This is a genomic window from Leptolyngbya sp. Heron Island J (genome assembly GCF_000482245.1).
Lineage (GTDB): Bacteria > Cyanobacteriota > Cyanobacteriia > Phormidesmidales > Phormidesmidaceae > Leptothoe.
In genome coordinates this window covers 1-20,732 of the sequence record NZ_AWNH01000056.1, presented here as the reverse complement: position 1 = coordinate 20,732, position 20,732 = coordinate 1, and the positions used below count along the sequence as shown (strand labels likewise).

The 20,732-nt window shown below is 48.0% G+C and carries 22 protein-coding genes and 1 riboswitch; of the genes, 14 read left to right on the top strand and 8 right to left on the bottom strand.

The genetic code is table 11. The features are described 5' to 3' along the window. Positions 1-66 precede the first annotated feature (66 nt). Entirely contained in the window at positions 67-1,632 is a 1,566-nt protein-coding gene (locus N836_RS55470; protein WP_023073487.1) for a bifunctional aminoglycoside phosphotransferase/ATP-binding protein, read from the bottom strand. Positions 1,633-2,029: 397 nt separating this feature from the next. On the opposite strand from N836_RS55470, the gene N836_RS77075 reads away from it, so the two are divergent. Then, the gene (locus N836_RS77075; protein ID WP_200867432.1) at positions 2,030-2,194 is read left to right on the top strand and encodes a hypothetical protein; all 165 of its coding nucleotides are present in this window, start codon (positions 2,030-2,032) and stop codon (positions 2,192-2,194) included. Positions 2,195-2,622: 428 nt separating this feature from the next. On the opposite strand, the gene N836_RS0138380 is transcribed toward N836_RS77075, so the two are convergent. Continuing rightward, on the bottom strand, positions 2,623-3,291 hold the full coding sequence (locus N836_RS0138380) for a pentapeptide repeat-containing protein (RefSeq protein ID WP_023073485.1): 669 nt from the start codon (positions 3,289-3,291) through the stop codon (positions 2,623-2,625). 303 nt (positions 3,292-3,594) lie between these two features. Here N836_RS0138380 and ppsA point away from each other — a divergent pair, with 303 nt between their 5' ends. The 3 genes from ppsA to N836_RS55455 are packed head-to-tail and all read left to right on the top strand — an operon-like array spanning position 3,595 to position 7,684. Continuing rightward, entirely contained in the window at positions 3,595-6,048 is a 2,454-nt protein-coding gene (ppsA, locus tag N836_RS55465; protein WP_023073484.1) for a phosphoenolpyruvate synthase, read from the top strand. Next, entirely contained in the window at positions 6,038-6,580 is a 543-nt protein-coding gene (locus N836_RS55460) for a universal stress protein (RefSeq protein WP_023073483.1), read from the top strand. The genes ppsA and N836_RS55460 overlap by 11 nt, the downstream gene beginning before the upstream one ends. 9 nt (positions 6,581-6,589) lie before the next feature. Beyond that, positions 6,590-7,684, top strand: coding sequence for a hypothetical protein (locus N836_RS55455; RefSeq protein ID WP_023073482.1), 1,095 nt, complete (start codon positions 6,590-6,592; stop codon positions 7,682-7,684). A 122-nt stretch (positions 7,685-7,806) separates the two neighbouring features. On the opposite strand, the gene N836_RS55450 is transcribed toward N836_RS55455, so the two are convergent. After that, entirely contained in the window at positions 7,807-8,250 is a 444-nt protein-coding gene (locus N836_RS55450) for a DUF4278 domain-containing protein (RefSeq protein ID WP_023073481.1), read from the bottom strand. 33 nt (positions 8,251-8,283) lie between these two features. Beyond that, a riboswitch (Glutamine riboswitch) is annotated at positions 8,284-8,380 on the bottom strand. Between the two features lie 187 nt (positions 8,381-8,567). On the opposite strand from N836_RS55450, the gene pstB reads away from it, so the two are divergent. Then, the gene (gene pstB / locus N836_RS55445) at positions 8,568-9,374 is read left to right on the top strand and encodes a phosphate ABC transporter ATP-binding protein PstB (protein WP_023073480.1); all 807 of its coding nucleotides are present in this window, start codon (positions 8,568-8,570) and stop codon (positions 9,372-9,374) included. A gap of 113 nt (positions 9,375-9,487) precedes the next feature. Then, positions 9,488-10,021 (top strand): CBS domain-containing protein, encoded by a 534-nt coding sequence (locus N836_RS55440; protein WP_023073479.1) that lies wholly within the window; start codon positions 9,488-9,490, stop codon positions 10,019-10,021. A 45-nt stretch (positions 10,022-10,066) separates the two neighbouring features. Here the strand turns inward: N836_RS55440 and N836_RS55435 are convergent, their stop codons facing one another. Genes N836_RS55435 through N836_RS55430 form a run of 3 tightly spaced genes read right to left on the bottom strand, consistent with a single transcriptional unit; the run spans position 10,067 to position 11,831 of the window. Next, complete coding sequence (locus N836_RS55435) at positions 10,067-10,906, bottom strand: hypothetical protein (RefSeq protein ID WP_023073478.1); 840 nt, start codon at positions 10,904-10,906, stop codon at positions 10,067-10,069. A gap of 6 nt (positions 10,907-10,912) precedes the next feature. Beyond that, positions 10,913-11,452 carry a hypothetical protein gene (locus tag N836_RS0138375; RefSeq protein WP_023073477.1) on the bottom strand — a complete coding sequence of 180 codons (540 nt, stop codon included), beginning with the start codon at positions 11,450-11,452 and terminating at the stop codon, positions 10,913-10,915. Then, a complete protein-coding gene (locus N836_RS55430) occupies positions 11,430-11,831 on the bottom strand; it encodes a hypothetical protein (RefSeq protein ID WP_023073476.1) in 402 nt (133 codons plus the stop codon). Before N836_RS55430 ends, N836_RS0138375 begins: the two co-directional genes overlap by 23 nt. Positions 11,832-12,354: 523 nt before the next feature. Between N836_RS55430 and N836_RS55425 the strand changes: the two genes are divergently transcribed. Then, entirely contained in the window at positions 12,355-13,293 is a 939-nt protein-coding gene (locus tag N836_RS55425) for a mechanosensitive ion channel family protein (RefSeq protein ID WP_023073475.1), read from the top strand. A 104-nt stretch (positions 13,294-13,397) separates the two neighbouring features. Here the strand turns inward: N836_RS55425 and N836_RS55420 are convergent, their stop codons facing one another. Beyond that, on the bottom strand, positions 13,398-14,111 hold the full coding sequence (locus N836_RS55420; RefSeq protein WP_023073474.1) for a GntR family transcriptional regulator: 714 nt from the start codon (positions 14,109-14,111) through the stop codon (positions 13,398-13,400). A 142-nt stretch (positions 14,112-14,253) separates the two neighbouring features. Here N836_RS55420 and N836_RS55415 point away from each other — a divergent pair, with 142 nt between their 5' ends. The 4 genes from N836_RS55415 (at position 14,254) to N836_RS55400 (ending at position 18,218) form a co-directional block, all read left to right on the top strand. Further along, positions 14,254-15,183, top strand: a complete 930-nt coding sequence (locus N836_RS55415; protein WP_023073473.1) for a fatty acid desaturase — start codon at positions 14,254-14,256, stop codon at positions 15,181-15,183. A gap of 133 nt (positions 15,184-15,316) precedes the next feature. Further along, positions 15,317-16,321: an alpha/beta fold hydrolase gene (locus tag N836_RS55410; RefSeq protein ID WP_023073472.1), complete on the top strand. Its 1,005-nt coding sequence runs from the start codon at positions 15,317-15,319 to the stop codon at positions 16,319-16,321. A 171-nt stretch (positions 16,322-16,492) separates the two neighbouring features. Continuing rightward, positions 16,493-17,197 carry a hypothetical protein gene (locus N836_RS55405; RefSeq protein WP_023073471.1) on the top strand — a complete coding sequence of 235 codons (705 nt, stop codon included), beginning with the start codon at positions 16,493-16,495 and terminating at the stop codon, positions 17,195-17,197. A 238-nt stretch (positions 17,198-17,435) separates the two neighbouring features. Beyond that, on the top strand, positions 17,436-18,218 hold the full coding sequence (locus tag N836_RS55400) for a superoxide dismutase (protein WP_023073470.1): 783 nt from the start codon (positions 17,436-17,438) through the stop codon (positions 18,216-18,218). 393 nt (positions 18,219-18,611) lie between these two features. On the opposite strand, the gene N836_RS75915 is transcribed toward N836_RS55400, so the two are convergent. Beyond that, positions 18,612-18,821 (bottom strand): hypothetical protein, encoded by a 210-nt coding sequence (locus tag N836_RS75915; protein ID WP_152532164.1) that lies wholly within the window; start codon positions 18,819-18,821, stop codon positions 18,612-18,614. 503 nt (positions 18,822-19,324) lie between these two features. On the opposite strand from N836_RS75915, the gene N836_RS55395 reads away from it, so the two are divergent. The 3 genes from N836_RS55395 to N836_RS55385 all read left to right on the top strand — a co-directional run. Then, positions 19,325-19,660, top strand: a complete 336-nt coding sequence (locus N836_RS55395; RefSeq protein WP_152532163.1) for a hypothetical protein — start codon at positions 19,325-19,327, stop codon at positions 19,658-19,660. A gap of 139 nt (positions 19,661-19,799) precedes the next feature. Further along, positions 19,800-20,186 carry a response regulator transcription factor gene (locus tag N836_RS55390; protein WP_023073467.1) on the top strand — a complete coding sequence of 129 codons (387 nt, stop codon included), beginning with the start codon at positions 19,800-19,802 and terminating at the stop codon, positions 20,184-20,186. Positions 20,187-20,446: 260 nt separating this feature from the next. Then, positions 20,447-20,732: transposase family protein (locus N836_RS55385; RefSeq protein ID WP_023070614.1), on the top strand; the 286-nt coding region annotated here is incomplete at its 3' end.

Sequence of the window (20,732 nt, the reverse complement as noted above, 5' to 3'; positions counted from 1 at the left end):
TAGGCTTAGATGTGTTGCTCAACTTTAACGATAACCGATACATGGCTGGCCTCAATGGTAAGTTCATCAGCTGTCACACCCGATGCAGCCGTTGGCAACGGCCTGGAGCTGATCGTCGTCTACTCCAGCGCTGGTATCGAGATCGATAGCCAGCAACTGCTCATCGGCGGTGAGAGGTTCGGCGGTGACCTGTTGACGGCTGAGTAGCTCCACTGTGGCATCGGCAATGTCACCTGTACGCTGCTGTAGACGCTGGCGCAATACGGTCAGAGGAGCGTGGCAGACCAGGATGGTAACTGGAATATTGGCAGCTTTGGCCTGTGCTAGGACTATTTGCCGGGTAGCAACTCGATCATATTTTGCATCCAGAATCACGGTGTGCCCCTGGGATGCTAGATGAATGCCTAACTTCCATAGACGGTCGTAAGTCTGTTGGGTCATGGTCGATGTATAGAGACTGGCAGCCCCACGCTGTTGCAAAGGCAGACCGGCTAGATGTTTTCGCACCGCATCGGAGCGAATATGGATGGCCCTGAGTCGCTGCGCCAGCCGTCGCGCTACCGTACTCTTCCCCGTGCCGGAAAGCCCTGACATCAGAATCAAGCGACCTCGAGGGCGTTGAGTATAGTGCCAGGCCAGGGTGTAATAGGCCTGAGCTTCAGTTTGGAGTGTGTGCTGCTGCTGGGGAGACAGACTGGGCTGATCGAGTAAAAAGGAGGTGACCTTAGCTCTGGTATAGGCTTGACGGCTTAAATACAGCGGCAACAGTTCGACCCCTTCCCAGTCGGCTGTGTCCTCTAGATAGGTGTTGAGAAAGATATTGCCCAGGTCGGCCCGCCCCCGCGCATCGCAGTCCATCACGGTAAAGGCGACGTCGTATAGGGTATCGACATGGCGAAAGGCGTCATTAAACTCAATACAATCAAACAAAAAGATACGGTTGTGCCAGAGACATATATTTCTCAGATGTAAATCGCCATGGCATTCCCGGATTTTGTGGTGGTTGATGCGGGTTTGAAACTGTTCTGGCCATTCGGTAAAGATGCGATCGGTGTAGGCCTGGGTTTCTTGTAGCTGTTGTTGGGTTTGACCACGACCGATATAGGCTTGGGTTTGGGTGTAGTTTTGGTCAAAGGCAGCCCGAATTTGGGGAATTGTGCCAAAGAATTGGCTGCGATCGCTAACAGCGGCTCGCTGGTGAAACTCTGCCACCTGATGAGCCAGGGCCTGCATCAGTGCAGGCGTCAGCTGTCCCTGGGCCAGCAAGTCAGAAAATAAAGCGCCCGCTGGAAACTGCTTCATTTTGACCGCATAGTCCACCGGCTCACCCTGCCCCAGGAGACTAAAGGTGGTGCCAACTTGATAAATCGGAACAGCCGCTAAATACAGTTCCTCGGCAGTCCGCCGATTCAACCGCAGCTCTTCTTCTACAAAGTGTTTGCGAGCTGCCACCGTGGAATAATCCAAAAATCCATAGTTCACCGGCTTTTTAACTTTATAGGCATAGTCTCCCGTGAGTAAGACATAGGCAGTGTGGGTTTGGATCAGCTCAATTGGGTCTTGGGTCCAGTGGGGATAAAAACTAGACCGCAACATGTGCTCAATCAGAGGAGGCAACACCTGGGAAACCATAATCACGTGTGACTATTAGTAACAGAACAGCTCAGATCTGTCGTACCTGGCCACCTAAAATGTTAGATAAAGAATATGAGCATTTTGTAGGGTTAAACCAAATCGGCAAAGCCCATTGCTGTCCTCATAACATCCCCAAACTTTTCTTCTATTCTGCAAAGTATTCGGCAGTAAAAGCTGAGGAGTATTAAGGGGATGAATACCTGGAAAGACAGCTTAAAGAATGTTTGGACAGTGTTATGGAGTTATATAAATCAACCACTGTTTGACAAAAATAGTCCTACAGTTCTCAATCCGTGGAAGTTTGACCATTACAACAAAATACAGTTTTTAGAAAACTGTTGGGAATTGCAATATTCCTCCCGTGAAAAGCACAGTTAAGTACAAGAGGGTTGTTATGAAATTACAAAGAATGGTGAACTCAACTGGTCAGTCTGTTCAACGGTCTGCAGTTTGGTTGTTAGATGCAGCTAAACGGCTGTTCTCTCCCAACGATAATGATTATCCTAAAACCGGGGTCCAACCCTTCGAAGGAGATATTCAAAACACTAGTCAGCACTAGGGCTGAGGAGCCTTAGTGCTGCATAAATACAAATACTAAAAAGTATGGGGCTAGCGTGCACGACTAGCCCCATACTAACTGATTTTTATTGGTGCAATCAGCTCTATCTGCATACATCCCAGCCTCTTTAGGAGACTATAGAGCTTAGGTCAGCTCTCCTCCACTGCCTGCTACAGACCGAAGAGACAGTAACAAAGCAGGAAATCAGAATGATACTGACCTCATAAATGGAATGTCTGATGAGAATCGAACTCATTGCATGAACTAAAAGCAGGAGGCACAGGCTTTAGTTCTTAAGGTTTCGATGCCAAGAAGACATCGTTGATATGTGCCTTATCTTTAAGATACTCCTTCCAACAAAAAACAGCCAGATGTTTACAAAGCGTATTGATCGGCGTCAGAGTATTGATCGACCTGGGTCAGCACCTTTAAACTTGCGGAACAATTTGCGGTGGGACATCTAGAATATTGTCGGTGGGTGCCCCCGGTACAAACCATGGCTGACTGGGTGGCATCAGGTCTTCACCATTACTGGGTACCAGAATCGGTAATTCTTCGTCCTCTAAGGGGTCAGTACCGCCACCAATGCTAATACCAGTCCCTTCAATGGTGGCTCCTGCAAGATTGAGATTCTCCATCGATGCCCCGGCTACATCGACATCATGCAGAATTGCTTGGGAAAAGTTAACATTGTCCAAATCGGCATTGGCCAGACTGGCATTGGTTAAAAAAGCGCCGGTGAGGTCGGCTCCGGTAAGAGTAGCTCCCGTCAGATCAGCGCCTTCTAGATTACTCCAGGAAAGATTCGCACCAGTCAAGATCGCGCCTCGCAGATCGGCCCCAATTAGATGGGCGTTGCTAAGGTCCACACCGACTAAATCACACTCATAACATTGGTTGGTGATCATTAGCCGCTGGATGTTAGTGGCTCGCATTTCATCAATTACTGCCTCTGCCGGAGTTTCGGCTAGGCTAGCAGAGCCCCATAGCAAGATCGAGACTAAAGGTAGTGCAGCTAGATAATGTCTTTTCATATCCCCTCCTGGCAACATGGTGGGTGCTGCTGATGGCTCCTGATTCCATGGGCCATCGTCCATGTTGACTCATTGTTAAATGGTATTAACAGGCCATAGTCCGATAAAAGGCTTTGCCAAGATAGGTTAATGACGGTTTGAAGATGGACTAGACTCTGTCAGGACAGGGCAGATAAGAATCTCCTCTACCCTGTTTTAATTTTCGCATGGATAGGGGTAAACCGTTGCCCAGTCTCACAGTTTTAATGAAAAGAAACGAAAAGATACGTGAAATTCTATCCTCATAATTTCCTCAGACTATTGGCTTATACCCAAATTGGAAACGATTTAATCGCTTCTACCCATTGTTTGTTGGATCAAGGTTTTATGGTGCAAACGACACGTGTCAATTTGGCTTCTAGCAATACCCAAGCTGACTTTATTCTTGATTTTGAACAGATTAATATCCATGACATTCCACGAGTGGGTGGAAAAAATGCATCGCTAGGTGAAATGATTCAACAGCTGGCCCCTCAAGGAGTCCGTGTACCCACGGGGTTTGCAACAACTGCCTATGCCTATCGTTACTTTATTCAGCAAGCAGGCCTAGAGGAAAAGTTGCGATCGCATCTCACCGATCTAGATATTGAAGATGTTACCGCCCTGCGCCACTGTGGCCGCAGCGTCCGCTCATTAATCTTGGAAACCCCATTTCCCCCCGAGATTGAGGCTGCCATTGCCCGTGCCTATCTGAACCTATGTGCTGACAACCCAGCCCTTGATGTGGCCGTCCGTTCCAGCGCCACCGCCGAGGATCTGCCCGACGCCAGTTTTGCTGGACAACAAGAAACCTATCTCAATGTCCATGGCGTCAAAGGGGTTTTAGAAGCCTGTCACAAATGTTTTGCCTCGTTGTTTACGGACCGAGCCATTTCCTATCGAACCATCAAGGGATTTGACCACTTTACCGTGGCCCTCTCGGTGGGAGTACAGCGTATGGTTCGATCTGACCTCGCCACATCTGGCGTCATGTTCTCCATTGACACCGAAACCGGGTTTAAAAATGCCGCCCTGGTCACAGCCGCCTATGGTCTGGGGGAGAATGTTGTGCAAGGAGCCGTAAACCCCGACGAGTATCTGGTGTTTAAGCCCACGCTACACCAGGGCTACCGCCCCATCTTGAAAAAACACCTGGGCAGCAAAGAAATTAAGATGGTCTACGACGTTGGTGGGAGTAAGCTCACCAAGAATGTGCCCGTATCGGAGGTAGACCGTCAGCGCTATGCCCTGACAGACGACGAGATTCTCACCCTGGCTCGCTGGGCTGGCATCATCGAAGACCATTATTCCCAAGTACGAGACACCTATACCCCGATGGACATTGAGTGGGCCAAAGACGGTCTCACCGGCGAGCTATTTATTGTCCAGGCTCGACCCGAAACCGTACAATCCCAAAAATCGGGCTCTGTGTTACGCAACTATGTATTGCATAGCGAAAATCAAACCCTCACCCCTCTGGTAACAGGTCAGGCCGTGGGTGAAATGATTGGCCAGGGACCCGCCCGCGTGATCCAATCGGTCCAAAATATTGCCGACTTTCAACCGGGAGATGTGTTGATTACCCAGCGCACTGACCCGGATTGGGAACCCATTATGAAACGGGCCAGTGCCATTGTTACCGATCAAGGGGGTCGCACCTGCCACGCCGCCATTATTGCCCGAGAAATGGGAATTCCCGCCATTGTCGGCTGTGGCAATGCCACCCAGCGTCTCACCACTGATCAGGCCGTTACTATCACTTGTGCAGAAGGCGAAGTGGGTAAAGTTTATGCAGGTCAGATCCCATTTACAGTCGAAGAAACCGCCATTGACCAGCTACCCCAAACCCGCACACAAATTCTGATGAATGTGGGCAATCCAGAAGAAGCCTTCCGGCTAGCAGAGATTCCCTGCGACGGTGTTGGTTTAGCCCGCATGGAGTTTATCATCGCTAACCACATTAAAGTACATCCCCTGGCCCTGCTGCACTTTGACCAGCTAGAGGACAACCAAACTAAGCGTGAGATTGATACGCTGACAGCTCTCCATACCCATAAACCCGATTACTTTGTTGAAAAATTGGCCCACGGTCTGGGGATGATTGCTGCTGCCTTCTATCCTAATCCTGTGGTGATTCGTCTATCTGACCTGAAGAGCAATGAGTATGCCAATTTGCTAGGTGGAGCATCCTTTGAGCCTCAGGAAGAAAATCCCATGATTGGTTGGCGCGGGGCCTCCCGCTATACCGATCCTCGCTATCGAGACGCGTTTGCCCTTGAGTGTCAGGCTCTGCAGCGGGTTCGCCAGAATATGGGATTAACCAACGTGATTCCCATGGTCCCCTTCTGCCGCACACCTGAAGAAGGCCGCAACGTACTCGCAGAGATGGCCCGTCATGGCTTACAGCGGGGTGAAGATGGGTTGCAAGTTTACGTCATGTGTGAGATTCCCAACAATGTGGTTTTGGCCGATGAATTTAGCCAAATCTTTGACGGCTTCTCCATTGGCTCCAACGATCTGACCCAGCTCACCCTGGGGTTAGATCGTGATTCAGCCCTGGTGGCCCATCTCTTTGACGAACGCAGCAGTGGCGTCAAAGCCATGATTAGCTACGTCATTGAGAAGGCGAAAAAGAACCAACGCAAGATTGGTATTTGTGGTCAGGCCCCCAGTGATTACCCTGAATTTGCCCAGTTTCTGGTTCAACAGGGAATTGATTCCATTAGCCTCAATCCAGATTCCGTGGTGAAAACAACATTGACGGTGGCTGAGATGGAGGAAGGAAGGAGAGATGTTCACTAAAATTTTGGTTGCCCTCGACCATGGCGACACCTGTGGCGTGATTTTTCAGAAGTCTTTAGACCTGGCTAAAGCAACAGGGGCTGAGCTACTGTTTTTGAGTGTGCTCACCCCTGATGGCGGTGGACATTTGCCCCTGCCTGATAATTCTGGGCTGACATCTTTTAGCCTGGGTATGCAAGAAAGTCTTTGGGATGTATATCTCAAAAGCTATCGTGAGTATGAACTTGCGGCCACAGAACGATTGCGTAATTTTGTTGATCGAGCTACTGAAGCCGGGGTCTGCAGTCAGTTTAAACAAATCAACAATGATGTAGGACGGGGGATCTGCGAACAGGCCAAAACCTGGCCAGCTGATTTGGTGATTGTGGGGAGCCATGGGCGTAAAGGGCTGGGCGAGATGTTGCTGGGGAGTGTGAGTAATTATGTGATGCACCATGCCCCCTGTTCTGTTTTGGTGGTGCATGACCCACAATCAGCAACAACCAAAGCTTCAGCTGTCGCTGCAGCAACAGCTGAAGCAACAGTGGAATAGCCGATACCGATGGAGGCGATTGGGGCCCAGGCACCCGGCTGGCATATTTTACAGCCCACCCAGCAGAGGTCTAGTTTGTATGGCCGTTTGAGTCTGGAATGGGATTACTGTATGGTGCATGACCATCAGGGTGCCTTTACTGGGTCTATTGGCTATGTGGTCGCCGATCCGATGGTTCAAAAGACCCATTGGTGTAACCGATTTAAGCTGCTGCCTAGTGGTGTGAGTGTTGCGATCGCAGGCATGTTTGCCAATGGTCGTAAGCTAGCCAATTTCATCAATTTTCCGTTTAACAATGTCCAGCTATCTGCCAATACTAAATCGCTCACCGCCCAAGATCACAATACCCATCTGTGGGCAACCTTAAAGGTACACCCAGATGGTGGTTTACAACTAGAAGGGATTACCCAGGATATTGAGTACCAGCTTGATATCCTGGCCGCTCAACCGTGCCTGCTGCCAAGGGACAATGCATTTACCCCGGTCACAGGTAGAGACATGGGACATCTGCCCAATGAACAGTGGACCGTCGATGTGATTTGGCCGCGGGCAAACGTATCCGGCTATATTCGAGACCTAAACAAAAACAAAACCGTTGAGATTACCGGTCATGGCTATCGAGAAAACGCCTTTGGACAATGGTTATTTTGGGCGGGCGGTTGGGATTTTGCAGTTGTCTCAGATCATCAATCGGGTGTGCAGTGGGTCTGGCAAACCTATCATCGGTCCCAAGAGCTCAGCTATTTAGATCTAAGTTTTCCCCTGGACGGAGTTCAAAAGACCGTTCGTTTTTTCGCACAAACCGGTCAACTCCAGTGGCAGCACCAACATTGGCAATTTGACCCCCAAGCCCGACAAAAATATCCGCTGGATACAACAGTCTATGCCCATAATCAGGACTACCGGGTCGAAACTCAGCTATTTATTGGGAAAAATCAGGTTCCTCTGCTTTATAACAACAGCTGGTATACCAATATCTATGTAATTTTTGCCCTCTTTCCTTTCTGCAAAGGAGCCATATACAGTGTAAAAGAGGGTACCCAACTATTAAAATTTAGCGGCCAGGCAGGAGGTGAGTATTCAACACTACGCTCTCTATTCTAAGAAAAAAGCCCAATGTTCCTAGGAACATTGGGCTTTGGAGCTTTACCACGATTAAACTCGAGGTGACTCAACTCAACAGTTTAGCGATCGTAAATTTGCACCTAACCACACGACCATAGTTGTCAGCTCATAGCAGCTCTGCTACGGTCATAGCCAGCAAAGTCGTGGGGCACTTTCCCTTGAATGTGGCTTTCATATTCAGCCGCATCTTTAGTCGGTAGGCCAACATCTTCAGCAGCTCGAACCAGCATAGAGTGTTCACGCCGACGAATATTACGCAAATGCTTGATCACAAGACCGCGCATCCAAGTATTGATCGGTGGGAATTCAACCGGCACTGTATCAGCCGCAACAGGTGTTGGAGGAGTTACCTTAGGAGTAGTTGCACCGACGGTATAGGGTACACCTCGATAGACCAACTCTGCAGTAAAGGGATATGCAGGTGGCGGGTTATCAACAACTCGAAACTGAATAGTCTGTCCACGATACTTGCCTACCTCACCTGTAGGGCGAGTAGTTAAACCAGCAGGCTTGCGGTTGTAAGAAACACCACGGTAAGTCAACATAATGTCGCCTCCTTAGACTGTGTAGCGAAGAGAGGCGCGTTCCTTCAGGATAAATCCCTACTTCCGTCTCCTTCCATGCCTCCGTCTGACAAGACTACTCAGAGAAACCATGATTAAAGAGATGAACGATTTGTCCTACATCTGCATTATCGTATACGGTTTAACTTATTGCTGATAATGTTTACACATTGATACCTAGGTCAACAAAAGTCACACAGAGATCTCTCAAACTAGTGTTTAAATTTACCTTCCTAAGTTCCTCAGAATTTGTACCTACTGTACTGATGTAGGCAAAAGAGTTTGACGAGGTGCTGATCATGTCATTTCAAGCAGCAACAATAGCGCCTGCCAGGACCGTTCTGAGTGTTCGCAACACCACTGTTCACTACGGTTCTACCTTAGGCGTTCACGATGTTTCTTTTGATATTCCAGAGCATCAAATTACTGCTTTGATTGGTCCATCAGGATGTGGCAAGAGTACTCTAATTCGCTGTTTTAATCGTCTTAATGACTTGATTCCAGGGGCACGCACCCAGGGAGAAATCTACTTTTATGGTCAAAACATTTATGCAGAGGCCATGGCAGTAGACAGACTCCGTCGTCAGATTGGCATGGTGTTTCAAAAGCCTAATCCGTTTGACCATTCCATCTATGAGAATATTGCCTTTGGTGCTCGCATCAACGGATATGTTGGTAACCTTGATCAGTTAGTTGAGCGTTCTCTATATCGGGTTGGTCTATGGGATGAGGTAAAAGACCGACTTCACAGTAGAGGGTATGACCTATCGGGAGGACAACAGCAGCGACTGTGTATTGCTCGCTCTATTGCAATAGAGCCAAGGGTTCTACTGATGGATGAACCTTGTTCTGCTTTAGATCCACTCGCAACTCACCTGATTGAAGACCTGATGCAGGAGCTGCGAGAGCATTACACCATCATTATTGTTACCCACAATATGCAACAGGCTGCTCGCATTTCCGACATGGCTGCATTTTTTAACACCAAAACTGACGATCGAGGACTTCGCTATGGTTATTTGGTAGAATTCGACACCACTGAAACTATTTTTCAAGAACCGCACGAAAAGTTAACCCGAGACTACGTTAGTGGTCGATTTGGCTAGGGATGACAGCAAATAGTAATTCCTCATAGATTCCTCAGACTTTTGACATAAGACTAAGATATCAAGCAGAGATTATCTGCTGATGGTGGACTCATTGGCCAGGGAGAACGACCATGCTATTCGTAAAAGACATTATGACCAAACCAGTCATTGTGATTCGCAGTACAGCTACGGTGGAAAATGCGATCTGGCTGATGAGGACCAAACGAGTACGCTCATTGATTGTAGAAACAGCCTATGAACAGGGGCCTTACGGCATTGTTACTGAGCGGGATATTGTATATAAAGTAATTGCCAGGGGTAGTTCTCCCCACTTTGTTCGGGTGGGTAGCATTATGCGACGTCCCTGTATACGGATGCCAATGAATGCCACGTTACAGGAAGCCGCAGAAATCTTTTCAGCAACTGGCGTACATCGGGCTCCAGTGATTGAAGATGATGAGCTATTAGGAATTGTGTCTTTAACCGATATTCTGATGAAGGGACATCCAGGTGCCTTCTCTCGCGATGAGCTCTCGCAAAAGGTGCAAGCAGCCTTGCAACATGCCCGGATTATTGATGATGAGGATGCTCAGATTCAGCAAGAATGTGAAATTGCCTGGCAGGTGCTAGAAGAAATGCAGCAGCGGGAATCGGTAACGTTATAGTTGGCAAGGGATAGCAAGTCTGGCTCTATGGCTGCCTAAGCTCATTTATGGGTGTGCAGGTGCGTTTGTGGCCTGTTGCACAGCCTGTTGCCGCCTGGCTTGATCCCAGCGGATCGAGTTAAGTGTATTACCCAAGCCAGGAGCATCCCAGCGACCGCTGTCAGGATCAAGAAAAGCACGGGTTCTAGCCCAGATGATGCGATCGCGTTCGGCCATCGGCTGTTGTTTAGCAATAGCCAGCCAATCAATGTATCCCCGGTCCAGGGCCGCCAGCGGGGCCTGGTTTGCCAGGTCTATGCCATTCAGTTCTTCAGCTAGCGAGAGTGTCATCTGCTGCTGGCTAGCCTGTTGCCGCAGCTCAAGCGCCTGGCTGTATAGTCGTTTAAGCTGGAGAGCATCGGCCTCAGCTGGAGAGCTGGCCCCATGCTGATAGGAAAAGCTACCCAAATTCCACTTATGGTTGCCAGGGTCCACATGACCATAGTAAGCAGCAGTGTAGCCACCATCGGGAGTACGAGTCCCCTCAGCGCTACCCACAGCCCGAGCAACCAGGGAGTGACTGCCACCGTGAAATAGCGCTTCCAGGGTATGGAGTACAGCTTGAGTCACTGGAGTCATCGGTTTTGAAGTCTGTGGGGGTTTGGGGCTAAAGCTCAGACCAATGACCGTACTAGCTATGCCTGTGTTGGATGTTTTCTTAGCTGCCTGAGGTTGGCTCCTAGAAGATTTCAAATCTCTTGACTTTAGAGCATCCGAGTGAACGGCTACCGGGTTGGCAGTAGGGTCAGGCCGTGATGTATCAAATGAAAGGGCGATATTCTTAGCTAAGGCCGGAGTGGCACACAGTAACACCAGACCCATAGAAATCGACCAGTGATAGCGCATCGTAATTTACTCCGCGAGAAATTGTTGGATTAAATCCGTAGCTGGTTCAACCAGTGCCCAGGTACCGTCAGGTTCTTTTCTAAAAGCAGCAAAGACCAGCTGCTGTGCTCGACCAATGGCCTCTCCCTGACTACGCTGGCCCAGGCTAGGGCGATTGATGCCACAGAGACGAAAAAGATAGGCCGGTACCTCCGGACTGGTTAGGGCAACACAGTACTCATCCATCGGTTGGACTTTGCCAGCAAAGGGCATGTGTACCGAGTCGCCGCCCAGCTCCAAAGTGATATCACCCAAACCGCTGCTGATGCGGTAGTCACCCACCTGATTACCCACCTGCAGGTCCCAGGTTTGTTGAATAGTAATGGTGCGCGGTGACGGTGGACCCGACTGGCAGGCAGCCAGCAGGAAAAGCCCACACCCACCCAATAGTCGCATCATCCCCTGAGGAGATAGTCTCTTGCTTCCCTGTCTCCCGCGCCCCTCCCCTCGGCTGAGCGCAGTCAAAGCCTGCTCCCCTTGCTCTTTAATGCTGTAATCTGAACCCATAGCCCACATACTCCTCATCTTCATACAGCACCACCAGCCAGGTATTCGGGTCAAATGCCAGGGGATAAGCCGCTCGTTCAGCGATAACTCCAGCCCGCACTTCGATCGCTGTCAGAGTGCAGTAGGGATCTGCTGTGATAGCTTCAATAGCTTGACGATTCTCTCGTTCAGGGACAGTGAGCAACTGGGTGAGCTGTTGTCGAGAGAGGACAGCCTGACTGGAGATAATCTCTTGGCAGAGATCTCTTTGCTCAGAGGCTGCTTTAGCCTGGAAACGAAGGCCAAGACCGAGGCCAAAACCAAGTAGGACAAGAACAGTGCTGCTAATCAGACGATAGCGTTGTTGTCGCCTGGGTCGTCGCTTAAGTTGTTGTTTCATCGAATACTCCTGATGACTGCTACCACGCTTTTGCTAAGGAATGAGGATTCAACTAGGTCCTATCTTTTGCCGTACAGGCGTTCCATGGAACGCCTCTGCAGAAACTTTTTTGGAGCTGATAAAATCCTGATCCCTAACTATTTCTAAAGCCAGCAGACATATTGTTGTTGGCTGTGAATTTCTAGCTACGAGTATAGACAGAATTATCTACAGGAGACAATAGCCAAATCCCTATAGAATCAAGGGGTTGAAATTTGTGCAATCCCCTTTGAGCTAGTGGCAACAAGGATAATTTGACGACTAAAAAAATAAAATTATTTTTGCAACAGAGCCGTATTCATCGGCAACCTCTGATCGAATAGGCTCCCGCGCTTAAATCATGCCCCCCGTTACCCCATCACTCATCCACCTTGGTGCTAATGCAGCTAGCTGGCTACACTATGCTCTATAGACCCTTTTTATTTATTTTTTTACTAGACCGAGTTTTGAATTTTACGCTGATCATTTCAATTAAGTATAGCGAATGTTGCAATTGTTACTAAGCACGTCTATCGGTCTCCAGGAAAAGCTGATTGCTTCCGGGCTGGGGCTTTTTTTGGTACTGACCTTACGTTTAATGGCGATTCGTTTGATCAATGATCAAATCGACGATCCGAGGGTCCGTTATACCTGGCGTAAGAGTATTAGCTATGGCAGTCTAATCATCTCACTCTTTTTGGTGATTGGTCCCTGGCTGCCAGCCATTGGTAATATCTCAACATTTTTGGGGATTATTACGGCGGGTCTAACGGTTGCCCTCAGGGAGCCGATTGTCGATTTTGTTGGCTGGATTTTTTTGCTGTGGCGGCAGCCGTTTCAGGTGGGCGATCGGATTGAAATTGGAGAACATGCTGGCGATGTCATTGATGTTCGTATGTTTCAGTTTACCCTGATGGAAATTGGTAACTGGGTTGAGGCTGACCAGAGTACCGGGCGCATTATTCATGTGCCCAATAGCCGGGTATTTCAAACTGCGATCGCAAACTACTCAAAAGGGTTTCAGTACATCTGGAATGAAATTCCAGTTTTGATTACCTTTGAGAGCGATTGGGAAAAAGCTAAATCTATATTGACCGCCATTGCCAACGAGCATACCGAACAGCTCAGTAAAGTGGCCCAGGAACGGGTGGAACAGGCCACCAAAAAATATTTAATCTTCTACTCCAAGCTCACCCCAATTGTTTATACCTCCGTCAAAGAAAGTGGAGTATTGCTAACCACTCGCTATCTATGTGAACCCAGACGTCGCCGCAGCACTGAACAAGAAAAGTGGGAAGCTATTCTCAAGGCCTTTGCCAAAGAAGATAATATTCACTTTGCCTATCCGACCCAACGACTTTATACCAATGGGACTAGCTTTTTAGGGACAGCTACAGGATCTATCAACACGCGGCCTCATATTGCAGATCGTGCAGAGCGATGATGCCAAACAACCAAGTGATATGGATACCAAGCCAGAGGTACGATGCCATGGTACAGTCTCGGCCAATCGCTTTATCCTCTCAACCAGCAATGGCTAAATCTTAATTATTTCTGAAGTGAAAGAGAATAGCAAAAACGATCCGCCCGAGAGATGGTTTCTCCATGCAATATTGGACACTGCTGACGAGTATACGCTGTGTAGCGATAGACAATAAGAGGCTGCCCTAGAGGCACCGCCAAATATCCACTCATTTCATAATCAGCATGGGTGCATTCAATCACAGCATCAATCTGTTCAATGATGATCCCATGTGCCTCTAATGTGGGGAATGTCATCTGCTGCTTGAGCTGAGGGCCAAATTCCTGCCCTAGTTCCAATAAGATATAGCTAATATCAACTGCTCCAACAGCACTATCCATACATAACAGTTTCTTTTGCAGATAAACCGATGGTTTATCTGTTAGCTGCAAGATTGTTTGTATCCGTTTAGATGGTTTTACCTTTCTAAAGGTAAGGTTTTCAAATGTAAGCCGAATGCCTTTCTTAGCAAGGTCTTGCTCTATAAAAGTCAATGGACTCGACAACGAATAAGCAACTTTTTTCTGGGGTGTGACAAAAACCCCCTTACCCTGCTGAGCCTTAGCAAGACCCTGATTAACCAAGTTAGCAACGGCACGCCTAACAGTAATACGACTGACGTTAAAGGTAGCCATCAGCTGATGCTCACTAGGTAGTTTTTCCCCAGGTAGATAATCACCTGACTCAATCTGCTGGCGAAGCTTCTCTGAGATACTTATATGCAGGGGAACAGAGGACATGCGTATGTCAGGGGTTGAATAAAATATTACGTAGACTTGTTATACCAGCAAGGGTGTGATAGCTTTTACTTGTCATAACAAGTATTACAGAAAGATTGAATACTCTAAGTCTACAGGCGCTTGTTTCATCAGTGTTTAGAAGATGTTAACTGACTCAGTTCAATCTCCCAAAGTATACGTGCCGCAGCCTCATAAAATATTAGCTGTTGATGCGCTTAAGATTTTAAATACGCGCTCTAATGCAGCAGGTTTTGCCAGATTTTCTGTACATTTAGCTGTACTCGGGGTGAGTGGTTGTATATGGGGAAGTGCGTCCGGTTGGCTAAAGCTAACAGCGCTCTTAGTCTATGGGATTGGTCTTGCCATGATGTTCTGCCCGACCCATGAGTGTGTGCATCGAACAGCCTTTGCCAATGCTAAAGCTAACGATGTTGTTGCTTGGTGGGCAGGGTTGCTGTCATTTTATAACAGTACGTTTTATCGGTATTACCATAAGTGGCACCATCGCTATACACAGATTGCAGGCAAAGATCCTGAGCTAGATGATCCGAAGCCAGAAAACTGGGGGCAGTATTTATGGAGAATAAGTGGTATTCCCTGGTGGTATGGCAAGGTGTTGGGACACGTGAAAATATCCCTGGGCCAGGTAGAGAACCGTTACTATTTGCCAGAAAGTTCCTATGGCGACGTAATTCGCTCAACTCGTCTGCAGTTGGGGGCTTATGGGATGATTGGATTAGTGACAGCTGCCCTAGGTCATCCGTGGTTTATCGTCACCTATTGGCTATTGCCCCTGGCGATTGGACAACCATTTTTAAGGTTTGTTCTCATCGCTGAGCATACAGGTTGTTCGGATGATAATAATCCACTGACCAATACGCGCACAACACTAACGCTTTGGCCTGTGAGGTTTCTGATGTGGAATATGCCGTATCATGCCGAGCATCACATGTATCCGTCGATTCCGTTTCATGCCTTGCCAACTGCACATCAGAGTCTGAAAGAGTATTTGGGGCAGGTTGATAGGGGGTATGTGGGAGTGAATCAAGATATTGTTGCCAGGTTTGAGTAGGGAAGACGTTTTATCAAAGGTATGTCAGCGTCCCCTGAGCGGAGTCGAAGCCAACGGTATCTCTGGGACAGTTACAAAGCTATTGGTTGTGCATTCATGACCGCATTAGAGTTATGTTCTACAGGCAACAATAATGACAGCTTCTAACAGATTTGCTTTAAAGGATTTTTCTTTACAGTGTGGACTGGTGTTGCCTGAAGCTGAGGTCATCTACCAAACCTATGGAGAGTTAAATCCTGAGCGCAGTAATATAGTGCTGTATCCCACATCCTATGGTGCGCAGCATAGTGATGTGGATTGGTTAGTGCGTCCGGGGGGAATTTTAGACCCGACGGACTGGTTTGTAATTATGCCCAATATGTTTGGTAACGGTCTCTCCACATCGCCAAGTACCTGTGAAGCGGCTAAAAAACCAGGATTTTACTTCACCCATTACGACAATGTTCGGGCTCAAGCTGCTCTGTTAGATAGTTTGGGGATTGAGCAGTTAGCGCTGGTTTATGGTTGGTCTATGGGGGCGCAGCAGGGGTACCACTGGGGAGCGCTATATCCTGAACGAGTGCAGCGGATTGCGGCATTGTGTGGCACCGCTAAGACCACTGACCATAATCGGATTTTTCTGTACAGCCTGAAGGCTGCTTTACAGAGCGATTCGGCCTGGAATGGTGAACGATTTGAAGGTGTGCCGGAAAAGGGCTTTCACACGTTTACGCAGATCTATGCCAGCTGGGCTGCATCCCAGGCCTATTATCGGGCCAAACCCTATTTAGAATGGGGGTATGAGTCGTTAGAAGATTATCTAATGCGCAGTTGGGAGGCGGGCTATCGACGGCGTGACCCCCATAATTTGCTGGCGATGATTGAGACCTGGCTGCACTGTGATGTGGGGAATAACCCAGTCTACGAGGGAGATTATGTGAAGGCAATGGGGGCGATTACAGCCAAGACTTTGGTCATGCCTGCGACGACGGACCTGTACTTTACACCCGAAGACTGTGAGGCAGAAGCGAAGCTGATGCTTGAGAGCACATACCTGCCGATTCCCTCAATCTGGGGGCATCGAGCAGGTAACCCATATCAGAACCCTGCAGATGAGGCATTTATTAAAAAAGCGGTTAATCAGCTGTTAGTCAACTGAGCAATCAAGCTGCTGTCGGTTAATCTTCGCCGACACGAACGCCTTCAAACCCGAACTGCTTTTATAGATAATCCTTGATATTTACGGGGCAGGTTGTGATTATTGCCCCGTAAATTATAGTTTCGGTACTCCAGCTGGACTGGCGGTGAATGTTTATGTGAGGATGAATAAATGACTCACACGAACATATCGCTAACCGCCATCCATGAAGCCAGCCACTGCTGCCTATATAGGGCTTTCGGCGTCGTGGTCAATGGAGTTAGAATCAACCCTGACGGAACCGGGCGAGTCCATCGCTACAACATCGACTCGCCGGAATCCCTTCCATTGATGATCAATGCTCAAGATGGGGCTATATCGGTTGCAGGCGTTGTAGGCGAAGCTATTCACGAATATGGGGAGGTCAAGATCAACGCCATACTTACGAAGCTGATGTTTGGAGGTGGCCAGGGCGACTACGACAGAATACAAGAATGTGGCGTTGATCATCTGATTGAGGAGTTGATGACATTTTCCTATTCTGTCCTTATAGAGCATTGGAGCAAGGTCTTGAGGTTAGCGGCTAGGTTGGACCAGGTGCAATATCTAGACTCAGATGAGATATCCAGTGAACTGCCATACGTGTATGATTTCAGTCGCTATTCAGCCCAGTTACATAAGGAGATCGGCGGTTACGGTGCCAGATGGACGTGGAATCGCTTTATAAAGAGGGGGTTATGCAGTGGTCTGGACAAGAGAACGGGCAAGGCATATCGCGTTTTCCTCGCCACTCCTAGGCTGCAAAGGAAGCCATATAAACGACCCCGAAAATGCTGGGAATGGGTGTCGCTCGTTCTAATGCGACCTTTGTGTAGTAGCAAGAAAAAACGGATGTAGTTCAGAGGTAATACGTGAAAAAGTGATGTCTTTAGAGGCGACTATCAAATAGGAATGTTCCGCCTAGCTTATATTGCTCATCTCCTAAAAGAGAATGTTTTGCTCCAGAAGTTCCCGATGAGTTTTTAGTAAAAATTAAAAACTCATCTTTATAAAGACTAATTATTCATATCTTTATTCATCTTGGTGAGTTCTGCTTTGCGTGAATAGGTAGATGTGATTTAGTAGGGATCTTCCTATGAAACTTAAACGCTTGTTTTTATGGCTGTTTCCGATGGCGCTGTTGACGTCGTTATTATGGAGTAACGTCCAACTTTTTCCAGTACGTGCTGCTGTCGGCGACGCTGCTGGTCAACCTTTATTTTCTCAAACTAAACTGGCAGAACGGTCGGCTGGAGAATTTACCTTGCCACCTTTGCCCTATGACTATGATGCCTTAGATGACTATATAGACAGTGAAACAATGACGATACATCATGATCGTCACCATGCTGGCTATGTACGAAACTTAAATGCCGCGATCGCAAACTATCCTGAATTGCAGAATGATTCCTTAGAAGAATTAATCAGTAAGGTTCATGAACTACCCTTGGATATTCGGGCAAATGTTCGCAAAAACGGTGGTGGCCATGCTAATCACACCATGTTCTGGGAAATTATGACTCCTAATGGTCAAGGACGCCCCACAGGTGCGATAGCCGCCGCCATTGATGATACATTTGGTGACTTTGAACAGTTCAAACAAATCTTTAAGAGTGCGGGCCTTAGTCAGTTTGGTAGCGGCTGGGTATGGTTGACATTAACTAAAAATGGTCAGCTAAGAATAACCAGAACAGCGAACCAAGACAGTCCTTTGATGGAGGGTAACTATCCCATCCTGGGCAATGATGTTTGGGAGCATGCCTATTACTTAAAGTATCAAAACCGCCGAGGAGACTACCTGGATGCCTGGTGGAATGTAGTCAACTGGGATGAAGTCAATCAGCGGCTTGAGCGGGCCCAAGCCTATATAGCTGGTTAAGCATCGACGTAGAAATCGAAGCTAATCCTGATGCCCCTGGCGGTTCGCGCTGGGGGTTTTGCTTTGGGGCAAGCTTCACGGCTTCCAGTAGTGATTACTCCCACATAGCTACAGTGTGGCCATTTCCCTAAGTGCCATACTGTACTTCTTCTGGCAGCCACAACGGAAAATACGTTGCTTTCTGAAGACGCAGTTGAAACGGTATATGTTTTTGAAGCTAGAAGCATTAAGTGTAGGGCAATGATTTGGGGTGAAGAAGAGTTGAAGCAGTTCCTGCCTGAGGATAGTGCTGAATAAGGGGTTAGTCGGTGAGTCCCTTTTCAATCATGTCTAATACGGCGAGGGCTCTGGGTGGGGGTCTCGCTTTTTGTTAGCTTAATTATTGAGTACAGATTATCCTTCGCAACCCCGACTATTAGCATCAATAGCTTGAGTGCGATCGCAAAAGGGTAAATCCTCTGAAGAGGTTGTTTCTGAAGCTTGGTTTCGCTCTTCAGGGAAGCTGCGAGTCAACGATTTTCTGTGGCTTGAATAAGCGATTTGAGCATTATTCATGGAAGCATCTAGGGATTCACCGTTGAGAAGTGCAGAGAGCAGGAACATTGTAATTAAGGCAAGAATGATTAGAGTGAGAAAGGTGTGGTGATGCCCCTTAAACCCAATCCCTAGCGTTTGCTAGGTGAGTGTACCGTTGCGTCTAATGTGGATGTCTTTGATCACAGTATGACAATGGAATGGAGATCCTGCTTTCCACTGATGGCAATGTGGGAATTCGTTTTTTTCCAGTATTGGAAGAAGGAGTGCTCTTTGAAGTGGCTCAAACAGTTGATGAGCTCCATTGCAACTAACTAATTAATCCGTATTCCCATACTTGACACCCATTAATTTCCTAGACTCTTCAACCTTCTCCGAACTCTGCCTCTAGTCCCTCGGCAACTCAGTAGCTCGTAACCCTGGGCATAGATATTGCAGCCAAGCACACAACCTGAGAGCGGCCTGAATCGGTCAGTACCTTGAGCACTCGGGTACATCCCAGGGCATTCTCCTGAACCACAAAACCAACACCAGATTCCTGTAACTGGAACAACAACCCAGCATTGCCCGCCTTGGCCTTTGGCAAGCCTGAAGCTGTTATCGAAGTTGAGAAGCCTGTCACCGTAATTGTTGATGCCTATGGCCGTCCTGAGAAATTCGATGGGGTGACGATCACTGAGTTATCCAAGCGGTATGGTTTCGGTCGAGGTACCAAGGCCAATAAGCAGTGCCGGGAATGGATCAGGTCCATGGGGATTGATGACACTCAATGGATCGATGGGCCAGCAGCGCATGTCACCAAGAAGCTACCCAGGGAGATGTTGAGTATCTTGGACCAGAATTTTCAAGGTGGGAAGGGAGAGCGGCAGCGGTTGGTGTTGGGAGTGAACGGGCGCGCAGTGTTATGAATGGTTGCATTCATCAGCTACGATGTCCTATTAAACGAATAATTGGCACTTTTCCGCAAATTCTGAGTCAATGCTTACATCTTCTTCCCAAAAAAGCCTTTAAGCTTCAGGGTTGACGACTTGAATTACAGTTTGTACTGTGGCGACTATTCTAATTGTTGAAGACGACTCCCGAATCGCCTCCTTTGTGTCAAAAGGATTGAAAAAAGCAGGCTATCAAACCCAGATAGTATTAGATGGAGAGCAAGCTCTTCCCTTAGCTTTGTCAGGAAAATTCGACCTTATATTGCTAGATTTAGGGCTATCTGGAATGGACGGCAGGGAAGTTTTAAAGGAAATCCGTGCGCAAGCAGTGCAGATTCCTGTGATTGTTGTGACGGCTCTTGACAATGACGAAGTTCGAGAAGACGTTCTCTCCTTAGGGGCTCAAGCATTCATTGCCAAGCCTTTCCGGTTTAATAGCCTATTGACTTGTGTTCGTTCCCATCTTATAGAAGGCGTGAGCACAACCCCTCAAACCCAATAAGAACTTGAGGGATTGTGCTCACTTGAAAGGTGCGATCTCTCCCTACAGAACTGGGTACTCTAGACACTGAGGGCAGACATACTGCCTATTCAAATTTCTATAACAAAGCCGCCCTCAGTGCCTGTGTATTGGGGGCTATTTAATGCGTATATCAAGTATTACAGTTGATGTAGCTCGCTCCCTTTTCCACAGCAGGGCTGATCTATCGGTGGTAGAAAAAAGATAATGGGGGTGTGCTCTATCGCCCCCGTGTTCTCTCCATGAGCTTAATTCGCCACTTTCAGCAGGTCCGTGACTATCGAACTAAACCGGTGTATCCCTTGTGGATCATTTTAGTCTTGGTGGTGATGGGGACCATGAGTGGGTGCTATGGCTATCGCCCCTTGGCCACTTTCGTACAACGTCATCAAGCAGAGCTATTGCGCGTGATGGAGTTGCCTCATGAGCGGTTGCCCAGCCTGTCCACCTTGCGCCGGATCATGGTGCGTCTCAACTTTACTGAGTTAGCCGAGGCGTTCAATGCCTGGGCTATCGACAGTCTGGGTC

Excerpts from the sequence above, each read along its gene's own strand:
- N836_RS55470 (WP_023073487.1), bottom strand. The coding sequence starts at position 1,632 with ATGGTTTCCCAGGTGTTGCCTCCTCTGATTGAGCACATGTTGCGGTCT.
- N836_RS77075 (WP_200867432.1), top strand. The coding sequence starts at position 2,030 with ATGAAATTACAAAGAATGGTGAACTCAACTGGTCAGTCTGTTCAACGG.
- N836_RS0138380 (WP_023073485.1), bottom strand. The coding sequence starts at position 3,291 with ATGGACGATGGCCCATGGAATCAGGAGCCATCAGCAGCACCCACCATG.
- ppsA (WP_023073484.1), top strand. The coding sequence starts at position 3,595 with ATGGTGCAAACGACACGTGTCAATTTGGCTTCTAGCAATACCCAAGCT.
- N836_RS55460 (WP_023073483.1), top strand. The coding sequence starts at position 6,038 with ATGTTCACTAAAATTTTGGTTGCCCTCGACCATGGCGACACCTGTGGC.
- N836_RS55455 (WP_023073482.1), top strand. The coding sequence starts at position 6,590 with ATGGAGGCGATTGGGGCCCAGGCACCCGGCTGGCATATTTTACAGCCC.
- N836_RS55450 (WP_023073481.1), bottom strand. The coding sequence starts at position 8,250 with ATGTTGACTTACCGTGGTGTTTCTTACAACCGCAAGCCTGCTGGTTTA.
- pstB (WP_023073480.1), top strand. The coding sequence starts at position 8,568 with ATGTCATTTCAAGCAGCAACAATAGCGCCTGCCAGGACCGTTCTGAGT.
- N836_RS55440 (WP_023073479.1), top strand. The coding sequence starts at position 9,488 with ATGCTATTCGTAAAAGACATTATGACCAAACCAGTCATTGTGATTCGC.
- N836_RS55435 (WP_023073478.1), bottom strand. The coding sequence starts at position 10,906 with ATGCGCTATCACTGGTCGATTTCTATGGGTCTGGTGTTACTGTGTGCC.
- N836_RS0138375 (WP_023073477.1), bottom strand. The coding sequence starts at position 11,452 with ATGGGTTCAGATTACAGCATTAAAGAGCAAGGGGAGCAGGCTTTGACT.
- N836_RS55430 (WP_023073476.1), bottom strand. The coding sequence starts at position 11,831 with ATGAAACAACAACTTAAGCGACGACCCAGGCGACAACAACGCTATCGT.
- N836_RS55425 (WP_023073475.1), top strand. The coding sequence starts at position 12,355 with ATGTTGCAATTGTTACTAAGCACGTCTATCGGTCTCCAGGAAAAGCTG.
- N836_RS55420 (WP_023073474.1), bottom strand. The coding sequence starts at position 14,111 with ATGTCCTCTGTTCCCCTGCATATAAGTATCTCAGAGAAGCTTCGCCAG.
- N836_RS55415 (WP_023073473.1), top strand. The coding sequence starts at position 14,254 with ATGTTAACTGACTCAGTTCAATCTCCCAAAGTATACGTGCCGCAGCCT.
- N836_RS55410 (WP_023073472.1), top strand. The coding sequence starts at position 15,317 with ATGACAGCTTCTAACAGATTTGCTTTAAAGGATTTTTCTTTACAGTGT.
- N836_RS55405 (WP_023073471.1), top strand. The coding sequence starts at position 16,493 with ATGACTCACACGAACATATCGCTAACCGCCATCCATGAAGCCAGCCAC.
- N836_RS55400 (WP_023073470.1), top strand. The coding sequence starts at position 17,436 with ATGAAACTTAAACGCTTGTTTTTATGGCTGTTTCCGATGGCGCTGTTG.
- N836_RS75915 (WP_152532164.1), bottom strand. The coding sequence starts at position 18,821 with ATGTTCCTGCTCTCTGCACTTCTCAACGGTGAATCCCTAGATGCTTCC.